Source organism: Streptomyces malaysiense (genome assembly GCF_000980885.2).
GTDB lineage: Bacteria > Actinomycetota > Actinomycetes > Streptomycetales > Streptomycetaceae > Streptomyces > Streptomyces malaysiense.
On the sequence record NZ_LBDA02000147.1, the window covers coordinates 1 to 4209 of the forward strand.

The following is a 4209-nucleotide window of genomic DNA, read 5'->3' on the forward strand; positions in this document are numbered from 1 at the left end:
ACCGCAACACGCAAAGTCCCTGGGGTCCGAGCGCGGCGGTCGTGGTCGATCCGCCGCGGGACGTCGACCAGGTGATCGCCCTCGCCGCGCGGCGAGGGGTGCGCATCGCCTACGTGGCGGAGACGCACGTGCACAACGACTACGTCACCGGTGGGCTGGAACTGGCCCGCCTCACCGGCGCCCACTACCTGGTCCCGGCCGGCGCCCATGTCTCCTTCCCCCGCACCCCTGTCGCGGACGGGGACACGTCCGAGGTCGACGAGTACCTGGTGCTGCGTGCGATAGCCACCCCGGGCCACACCCCGCACCACACCTCGTACGTCCTGGAGGAGGAGGGACGCGCGGTGGCTGTTTTCACGGGCGGCTCGCTGCTGATCGGCTCCGTGGGGCGTCCAGACCTGGTGGACCCGCGGCTGACCGAGCAGCTGGCCCGTGCGCAGCACGCCTCCGTCCACCGGCTGGCTGCGACACTCGACGACGCGGTGCCGGTGCTGCCCACGCACGGTTTCGGCAGTTTCTGCTCCTCCTCCCAGGCCGAGGGCGATGCGAGCACGATCGGCCAGGAACGCATCGGCAACGACGCTTTCACCCTGGATGTCGACGCCTTCGTGAAGCGGATCCTGGCCGGGCTGGAGAACGTGCCCGCCTACTACACGCACATGGGCCCGGCCAACGCCGCCGGCCCCGCGCCCGTCGACCTGACCCCGCCCGAGCCCGCCGACGCCGCACAGATCGCCGAGCGGCTGGCGGCGGGTGAGTGGGTAGTGGACCTGCGCAACCGGGTTGCCTTCGCCGACGGCCATGTGGCCGGATCGTTCAACTTCGAGGGCACCGGCAAGCTGGCCACCTATCTGGCCTGGCTGATCCCGTGGGGCAAGCCGGTCACCCTGCTCGGCGGCACCCCGGCGCAGATTGCCGACGCGCAGCGGGAGCTGACCCGGGTCGGCATCGACCGCCCGGCCGCCGCCGCCACCGGGGATCCAGCGTCCTGGGTCCGTCAGGGGGAAAAGCTCGCCTTCTTCCCCCGCGCCGGCTTCGCTGACCTCGCCGACGTACACGAGCGCGGCGAGGACGTGGTGGTGCTGGATGTGCGCCGGGATTCCGAACGTGCGAACGGCTTCCTCGAGGGCTCCGTGCATATTCCGCTCCACGAACTGCACGGCCGGACCAGTGAGGTGCCGGACGGCACGGTGTGGGTGCACTGTGCTGGCGGGATGCGGGCGGCGATCGCCGCTTCCCTCCTGGACGCGACCGGACGAAGGGTCATCGCCGTCGATGACGGTTTCGAGGCCGCCGCCGACACGGGCCTGAGCATCACCCGGCCCTGATACCCCTGTTCCGCCCGCCCAGAAGGCATGCCATGTTCCTCTTCCGCCACAGTCCTGGCCACCTCGGCCCCGAACAATCCCACCCCCGCGTCACCGGGACCGGATTGCCGGTATCCCGCGACAGCGGACACAGTGGGCGAACACCGTGACCGCCCTGATCCTGGCCTTGATCGCAGGAGCCGTCGTCGGCCTGGTGCTCGGCGCCCTCGGCGGCGGTGGCAGCGTCCTGGCGGTGCCCGCGCTGATCTACCTGCTCGGTTTCACCCCCGCCACGGCCACCACCGCCGCCCTGATCATCGTCACCGCCACATCCCTGACCGCTCTGTACGCGCACGCCCGGAGCGGGCGGGTGCGGTGGAAGGCCGGAGCGGCGTTCGCAGCCGCCGGGATTCTCCCGGCGGCTGCCGCCGGAGCGGCCGCCGCCCACCTGCCCCAAACCGCCCTCACCCTTGCCTTCGCCGCCATAGCCGCCCTCTCCGCCATCAAAATGCTCCGGCCCTCTGACACCACCCGCCCCAAAGACGGCGGTGTACGGCCGGGCAAGGCAGCCGGGGCCGGTGCCGCACTGGGCACGCTGACCGGACTGCTCGGTGTGGGCGGCGGCTTTCTCGCCGTCCCCGCCCTGGTCACCGTCCTGGCCTTCGAGATGGACGCCGCAGTCGGCACCAGCCTGCTGGTCATCACGGCCAACTCACTGGCCTCCCTGGCCACTCGCTCCGGCACCGCTGCCTCGCTCGACTGGGCGCTGGTCGGCCCGTTCATCGGAACCGCGATCCTGGGCGCCTGGGACGGCAAGCGCATAGCCGCGAAGGTCTCCGCGCCCCACTTGCAGCGCATCTTCGCCGTGGTCCTGCTGGCCGTGGCCGCCTTCATGCTCGCCGACGCCGTGACGTGACGGCAGCCCAGACCGGCGACAACTTTCCAGGCGGGCCCGCATCCGCCGGGATCCCCGGCCGCCAACCAGCCTTCCTCCCCGGTTGGCCTCCTACGTGACGAACTTCTCGGCACCGGATCTCGCCACCCCAGGCCATTCGGACCGGCGGTAGTCGGAGTACGACCGAGATGCTGAGTCATATTGATCAGAAACTCATGAGGTTCTTGTCGAGGACGTAGCGGACGTGTGGGCCGCCGAAGTAGCCGCGGACGATGTGCGGCTGGCGCTGGCGTCGGCGGAAGAACCGGCGGGTTTCGGCGGCGAGTTCGGCTTGATCGCGGGCTCGGTGCTGCCGGGGAAGGCTGTGCTTGAGGTCGGCGTTGACCAGTTCGTCGGGGTTCAGCTCGGGCGAGTACGGGGGCAGGAAGCGCAGCTCGACAGCCTCGGGGTGGGCGGCGAGCCAGTCCCGGACCTTCTTCGAGCGGTGCGCGGAGTGCCCGTCGACCACGAGATGGACTTTGTGATCGAAGTGGCCGGCGAGCCGTTCCAGGAAGCGGCACATCACCTCGGCGGTGAAGCTCTCGGTGAAGACCATGAAGTGCATCCGGCCCTTGGTGCTGATCGCCGACATCGCGTTCACGGAGAACCGGTTCCCGCTCCGCCGCACGGCGGGCGTCTTCCCCTTCTCGCCCCAGGTGCGGCCGGTGACCTGGTCGGATCGAACGCCGACCTGGTCGGCGAAGAGGATCTCACCGCCTTCGGCCTTCGTCTTGGCGCGGATCTTCGGCCAGGTCTCCTGGTGCCATCGGCGTACGGTCTCGGGGTCCTGTTCGACGGCCCGTTTGTCCGGGCGCTGGAAGGACAGCCCCACCGCTTCAGGTACTTGCCCACCCCCGGTTCGGTCAGCCGCACCCGGTACAGCTTCGCGATCAGGTCACCGATCAGCCGCCGCGTCCACAGCTGACCGCTCAGGCCCACGTCACAAGGCTGGTGACCGAGGACCGCCTGCCGCACGGCGCCCTGCTCGGCCTCCCCGAGCACCTGGTGCACCCCCACCGGCTTGCCGCGCGGGCGCATGACCAGCGCCTCACGGCCGCCGGCCTGCCACTTCGCCCACCACTTGTCGACGGCCTTCAGCGACACGCCGAAGACTGCCGCCACGTCTTCGCGGTCCCGGCCCGCCACCAGCGCGGCCACCGCCCGCAGCCGCAGGGCCTCCTGCACCGACGGCGACAGATGCCGCGCGTCCCCCACCAGATCGCTCACACCACACCAACGACCAAGAAATCAAACCCTTTCGGATCAATAGTGGCAATCCGGTCGTTGTTGTTGGTGTGGCAAGAGCGGGTCAACTGAATTCTGAACCTTCCCCTTGATCGTGGACACCTGGAGACTGGGACCTGAGGTTCCAGAGGAAGTAGCACCAGGTGGGAAGCAAGTACACGAAGCGGTACACCGAGGAGTTCAAGCGGGACGCCATCGCGCTCGTCGACTCCTCGGGCAAGACGGTCACGGCGGTGGCCCGGGAACTCGGCATCAGCTCTGAGTCCCTGCGCGGCTGGTACCGCAAGGCGAAGGCGGAGCAGGGCGAGGGCACTCCCGGCGAATTGAGCAGTGCCGAGCGCGAGGAGCTCAAGCGGCTGCGGCGGGAGAACCGCGAGCAGCAGCAGACGATCGAGATCCTGAAAAAAGCGACCGCCTTCTTCGTGAAGGAGAACGACCGGTGAGCGAGTTGTGCCGGTTCATCCATGCGGAGAAGGCGAACTACCCGATCGTTCTGTTGTGCCGTGTGCTGCACGTCGCCCGCTCCTCCTACTACGCGTGGCGCGAGGGCGAGGCCGCCCGCCATGCCCGGCAGGCCGCCGACGACGCGCTCGCGCACGAGATCACGGTGCTGCACGTTGCCTCCCGCCGCACCTACGGTGTCCCGCGCATCCACGCCGAACTGCGGCGACTGGGGCGGCGGGTGAACCGCAAGCGCATCGCACGCGTGATGCGCGAGCGCGA

Annotated in this window: 5 protein-coding genes and 1 pseudogene; 4 read left to right on the top strand and 2 right to left on the bottom strand. The window is 69.6% G+C overall.

All coding sequences use genetic code 11. The features are described from left to right. Both VT52_RS34355 and VT52_RS34360 read left to right on the top strand, forming a co-directional pair. On the top strand, positions 1–1328 hold a 1328-nt coding region (locus VT52_RS34355; protein WP_240510016.1), incomplete at its 5' end, for an MBL fold metallo-hydrolase. A 145-nt stretch (positions 1329–1473) separates the two neighbouring features. Next, positions 1474–2223, top strand: a complete 750-nt coding sequence (locus VT52_RS34360) for a sulfite exporter TauE/SafE family protein (RefSeq protein ID WP_071387760.1) — start codon at positions 1474–1476, stop codon at positions 2221–2223. A 184-nt stretch (positions 2224–2407) separates the two neighbouring features. Here VT52_RS34360 and VT52_RS39280 read toward each other — a convergent pair whose 3' ends face one another. Further along, on the bottom strand, positions 2408–3073 hold the full coding sequence (locus VT52_RS39280; RefSeq protein ID WP_240510018.1) for an IS630 family transposase: 666 nt from the start codon (positions 3071–3073) through the stop codon (positions 2408–2410). A gap of 41 nt (positions 3074–3114) precedes the next feature. After that, positions 3115–3468 (bottom strand): annotated as a pseudogene (locus VT52_RS39860) (helix-turn-helix domain-containing protein); the annotation flags it as partial. A 161-nt stretch (positions 3469–3629) separates the two neighbouring features. Between VT52_RS39860 and VT52_RS34370 the strand changes: the two are divergent. Together VT52_RS34370 and VT52_RS34375 are read left to right on the top strand one after the other, a co-directional pair. Next, on the top strand, positions 3630–3929 hold the full coding sequence (locus tag VT52_RS34370; protein ID WP_046428639.1) for a transposase: 300 nt from the start codon (positions 3630–3632) through the stop codon (positions 3927–3929). Continuing rightward, on the top strand, positions 3926–4209 hold a 284-nt coding region (locus VT52_RS34375; protein ID WP_143070968.1), incomplete at its 3' end, for an IS3 family transposase. The genes VT52_RS34370 and VT52_RS34375, both read left to right, overlap by 4 nt.